A 4,462-nucleotide genomic window follows, 5' to 3' on the forward strand; every position below is an offset into this window, starting at 1 on the left:
GCCGGCAAGCTGCCGGCCATGATCTATGCCGATTTCAAGACCATGGGCGGCATGACCGGCAAGGCGCTGGTGGAGAACCTGAACGGCGAGAGCGCCGAGGTCGTCACCTTCCCGGGACCGGCCGGCTCGGGCTGGGCTGAGTCCTTCAACGACGGCTTCAAGGAAGCCCTGACCGGCTCCAAGGTGAAGGTGCTGGGCGAGAAGTTCGGCGACACCGGCGTCGCCATTCAGCTCCAGCTCATTCAGGATGCGCTGCAGGCCTATCCGAACATGAACGTGATCTGGGGTTCGGCCCCGACCGCGGAAGCCGCCATCGGTGCGGTTGCCGAGGCCGGCAAGCAGGGCGAGATCAAGATCATTTCGTCCTATGAAAATCAGGCTCTGCTCGATGCCCTGAACCGCGGCGACATCATGGGCTTCGCCACTCAGTTCCCGGTTCTGGAAGGCCGCGTGGCCATGGACCAGACCGTGCGGGTGCTGGAAAAGAAGCCGGTCATGCCGTTCGTGAAGCCCATTCCCGTCATGATTTCGGAGGCGAATGCCAAGGACGTCAACATGAGCCTGGTTCTGGCTCCGGCCGACTGGAAGCCTGTCTACAGCGTGAAGCCGTAAGGCCTGGCGCTGTCCGGCCGCCGCATCCTCCCCCCTTGATGCGGCGGCCGGAGCAGCAGGAACAAGATCGCATCGCCATCAATCAGTCGAGCAGGATGCGGCGGCCCTCTCCCCCCTTGGGCGCGGCTGCATCGTGCTCCGGGAGCCCTGCCGATGTCCGTGCGCACTGCCGAACCGGATCAGAGTCCGTCGTCCGCCCCGCAGACCGGGGCCGAACTTCTCGTGATGCAGGCCATCACCAAGCGTTTCCCCGGCGTCGTCGCGCTGCAGGATGTCAGCCTCGATGTGCGGGCCGGCGAAGTGCATGTGCTGTTCGGTGAGAACGGGGCCGGCAAATCGACGCTGATCAACATCATCGCCGGCACGTTCGGGCCGGACGAGGGCACGTTCCACTTCGCCGGCACCGAGATGAAGGGTCTGACGCCCTACAAGGCGCGCGGCCTCGGCATCAGCCCGGTGTTTCAGGAATTCTCGCTGGTGCCGAGCCTGACCGTGGTGGAGAACCTGTTTCTCGGCCGCGAACTTGCCTCGCTGGGTCTGACGGATGCCCGCGCCATGCGCCGCCGGGCGACCGAACTGTTCGACGAACTGGGCTTCGGCCTCGATCCCGACCGCGAGACCGGCACACTGTCGCGTGCCCACCAGCAGATGGTGGAGATCGCCAAGGCGCTGCTCACCAATGTGCGCCTGCTCATTCTCGACGAGCCGACCGCCTCGCTGACTGAGCGCGAGACGGAGCGGCTGTTCGCGCTCATCGCGCGCCTCAAGGCGAGCGGCGTCGGCATCATCTACGTTTCCCACCGCATGCCGGAAATCCGCGCGCTGGCCGACCGCATCACGGTGCTGCGCGACGGCCGCTTCGTGAAGACGGTGCAGGCCGACAGCGTCAGCGACAACGACCTGATCGAACTCATGACCGGGCGCAAGCTCGACGTGATGTTCCCCGAGATCGAACACAAGCCCGGCGAAATCCTCGTCGATGTGGAAGCCCTGTCGGTGGCCGACGGCAGCGTGCGCGGTGTCAACCTCCACGCCTGCGCCGGCGAGATCACCGGCATTGCCGGCCTCGTCGGCTGCGGCAAGTCGGAGGTGGTGCGCGCGGTCTACGGGCTGGCGGCCATTTCCGACGGCACCATCCGCATCGGCGGCATTCCGGTGGATGCGCCGGCGCCGCGTGCCAGCCTCAGCCGCGGGGTCGCCTATTTCCCGGCCGACCGCGGCGCGGAGGGACTGGCACTGACCCGGCCGATCCGCGAAAACGCCTCGATGTCGGCGCTCGACCTGCCGTCGTTCGCCCGTTTCGGCATCCTGCGTCTGCCGGCCGAGCGCAGTGCCATCCGCGCCGCGATGGAGCGGCTCAAGCTGCGCCCGCCGGATATCGAACGCGCCGTCGGCAACCTGTCCGGCGGCAACCGCCAGAAGGTGATGCTCGGCCGCGGCCTGACGCGCGACATCCGCATCTTCCTGTTCGACGAGCCGACCGTGGGCATCGACGTCGGCGCCAAGCGCGAGGTCTACGACTTCATGAAGGCGCTGGTGGAGCAGGGCGCAGCGGTGATCGTGGTGTCGTCGGACCTGCAGGAGGTCATTCACCTCTCCAACCGGGTCTATGTGATGCATCACGGCCGTATCGCCGCGGAATTCGCCGGCGAGGACATCAGCGAACAGAATATTCTGGCGAGCTTCTTCCGCGAGGAAGAGGCGGAGAAGAACGCGGAGGCCGCACAATGAGCGCCCCCACTGTGGCCGCCGGCCGGCCGGCGACGCCCGGACTCTCGCAGCTCATGGCCCGCATCGGCCTACTGCCGGTCCTCATCGTCATCATGATCCTGCTGATGTCGATTGCCGAACCGCGGTTCTATGGCAGCGGCAATGTCGTCAACATCGTGCGCACCACGGCGCTGCTGGCGGTGGTTGCCAGCGGACAGGCGCTGGTGCTCATCATCGGCGGGTTCGACCTGTCGGTCGGGGCCATCATTGCGCTGGCCAGCGTGATCACCGCCAAGGCGATGGGCATCGCCGCGGCGCTGATGCCGGGCGAGGTGGTGGCGATCTCCATGATCGGCATCGTTGCCGGGCTTGCCTGCGGCGGCCTCGTCGGCCTCGTCAACGGGCTGTGCGTGGCCGTGCTGAAGGTGCCGGGCTTCATCGTCACCCTCGGCACCATGTCGGCCACGATGGGGCTGGCGCTGATGCTGACGAGCGGCATTCCGGTCTATGGCATGCCGGCGGAATTCGTGAAGAGCTTCGGCCGCGGGCTGTGGTTCGGCATTCCGGTCACGGTCTATGTGGCGCTCGCCATCGTGGCGCTGATGATCTTCGTCCAGCGCCGCACGCTGCTCGGCCGCTATCTCTACGCCATCGGCGGCAACACCCATGCGGCCGTCGTCTCCGGCATTTCCACGCGGCCCTATGTGATTGTCACTTATGTCATCTCCGGCGTTCTGGCGGCGGTGACGAGCCTGCTGCTGACGGCCCAGATCGGGTCCGGTCAGGCGAGCCTCGGCGGCGACCGCATGATGCTGCAGACCATTGCGGCAGCGGTGATCGGCGGCGTCAGCCTGCGCGGCGGCGTGGGGCGGCTGGAACGGGTGCTGATCAGCGCGCTGTTCCTGACCATTCTCACCAATTCCCTCAATCTCCTGCGCGTCGACAGCAAGATCCAGCTCATCATTCTGGGCCTGATCATGGTGGCGGCCGTTGCAATCGATGAAGTGAGCCTGAGGAGGCGGAACCGTGGCTGAGGCGAACAACCCGACGGCGACCGCGGTGTCGGCGCGCCCTGTCAGCCTGATGGCGCAGATCTTTCCTTTCATCCTGCCGGCGGCGCTGGTGCTGCTGCTGATCGGCTTCGGCATGGCCGACGGTCAGGTGCTGACCACCGGCAACCTGCTGAACATCCTGCAGCAGGCCAGCTATCTCGCCATCTTCTCGATGGCGCAGATGGTGGTGCTGCTCACCCGCGGCTTCGACCTGTCGCTCGGCCCGACCGTTTCCATGGTTTCGGTCGCCACCGCCCTCACCATGATGACGCTGTCGGGCGGTGCACCGGGCGGTGCGGGGCTGGAAATCGTGTTCGCCGGCATCGGCGTCGGCCTGCTGTTCGGCATCGGCGTCGGGCTCTTCAACGGTCTGACGATTGCCGGTCTCAGGGTCAATCCGTTCGTCGCAACGCTCGGCAGCTACAATATCTGCACCGGCATCGCGACCACCATTTCCGGCGGCAAGCCGGTGCAGGGGGTGCCGGCGGATTATTCGACCGGGTTCTACGGCGCCAGCCTTGCCGGCGTGCCGGTTGCCATCGTCATCGCGGTGCTGATCGCCATCGCCCTGGCATTGGTGCTGCGTTACACGGTGTTCGGCCGCGCGCTCTATATCATCGGCACCAACGCCCGGGCGGCGACGGTGGCCGGCATTGCCACCGGCCGCGTTATGGTGGCGGCCTATGTGCTGAGTTCCGTGCTCAGTGCCATCGGCGCCATGATGCTGACGGCGCGCACCGGCTCCGGCGAACCCAACCTCGGCGGCGTGCTGTCACTGCAGTCGATCGCGGCGGCGGTGGTGGGCGGCGTCAGCCTCGCCGGTGGGCGCGGCGGCGTGGGTGCCGCGGTGCTGGGCGCGCTGTTCGTGACGGTGCTCTCCAACGGCATGAACCTGACCCGCATCGACGGCTATGTGCAGATGATCGTGCTCGGCTTCATCGTTATCGCCGGCGTGGTGCTGGACCGGCTGCGTCCCTCCATCCGCTCCTGAGGTTGCTTCAATCCGCGTCTTCGCGGCAGGCGCACCGCCTTGCGGTCGCAAGCAGAGGAAGAATTTCCGTGACGACCCCCGTATTGCCGAATTCGCT

Annotated in this window: 4 protein-coding genes; all 4 read left to right on the forward strand. The window is 66.5% G+C overall.

The window, feature by feature from the left end:
* Positions 1-612, forward strand: a 612-nt coding sequence (locus V7067_RS15870) for a substrate-binding domain-containing protein (protein WP_334176874.1), incomplete at its 5' end; no start/stop codon positions are given.
* A 153-nt stretch (positions 613-765) separates the two neighbouring features.
* Complete coding sequence (locus V7067_RS15875; protein WP_334176875.1) at positions 766-2,343, forward strand: sugar ABC transporter ATP-binding protein; 1,578 nt, start codon at positions 766-768, stop codon at positions 2,341-2,343.
* A complete protein-coding gene (locus V7067_RS15880) occupies positions 2,340-3,356 on the forward strand; it encodes an ABC transporter permease (RefSeq protein ID WP_334176876.1) in 1,017 nt (338 codons plus the stop codon). The genes V7067_RS15875 and V7067_RS15880 overlap by 4 nt, the downstream gene beginning before the upstream one ends.
* The gene (locus V7067_RS15885) at positions 3,349-4,365 is read left to right on the forward strand and encodes an ABC transporter permease (RefSeq protein WP_334176877.1); all 1,017 of its coding nucleotides are present in this window, start codon (positions 3,349-3,351) and stop codon (positions 4,363-4,365) included. Before V7067_RS15880 ends, V7067_RS15885 begins: the two co-directional genes overlap by 8 nt.
* Positions 4,366-4,462 lie beyond the last annotated feature (97 nt).

Origin of the sequence: Pseudoxanthobacter sp. (genome assembly GCF_036822375.1) — a bacterium.
Taxonomy (GTDB): domain Bacteria; phylum Pseudomonadota; class Alphaproteobacteria; order Rhizobiales; family Segnochrobactraceae; genus Pseudoxanthobacter.

What these genes read in the sequence shown, in the direction of transcription:
- V7067_RS15875 (WP_334176875.1), top strand. Translation starts at nt 766, where the DNA reads ATGTCCGTGCGCACTGCCGAACCGGATCAGAGTCCGTCGTCCGCCCCG.
- V7067_RS15880 (WP_334176876.1), top strand. Translation starts at nt 2,340, where the DNA reads ATGAGCGCCCCCACTGTGGCCGCCGGCCGGCCGGCGACGCCCGGACTC.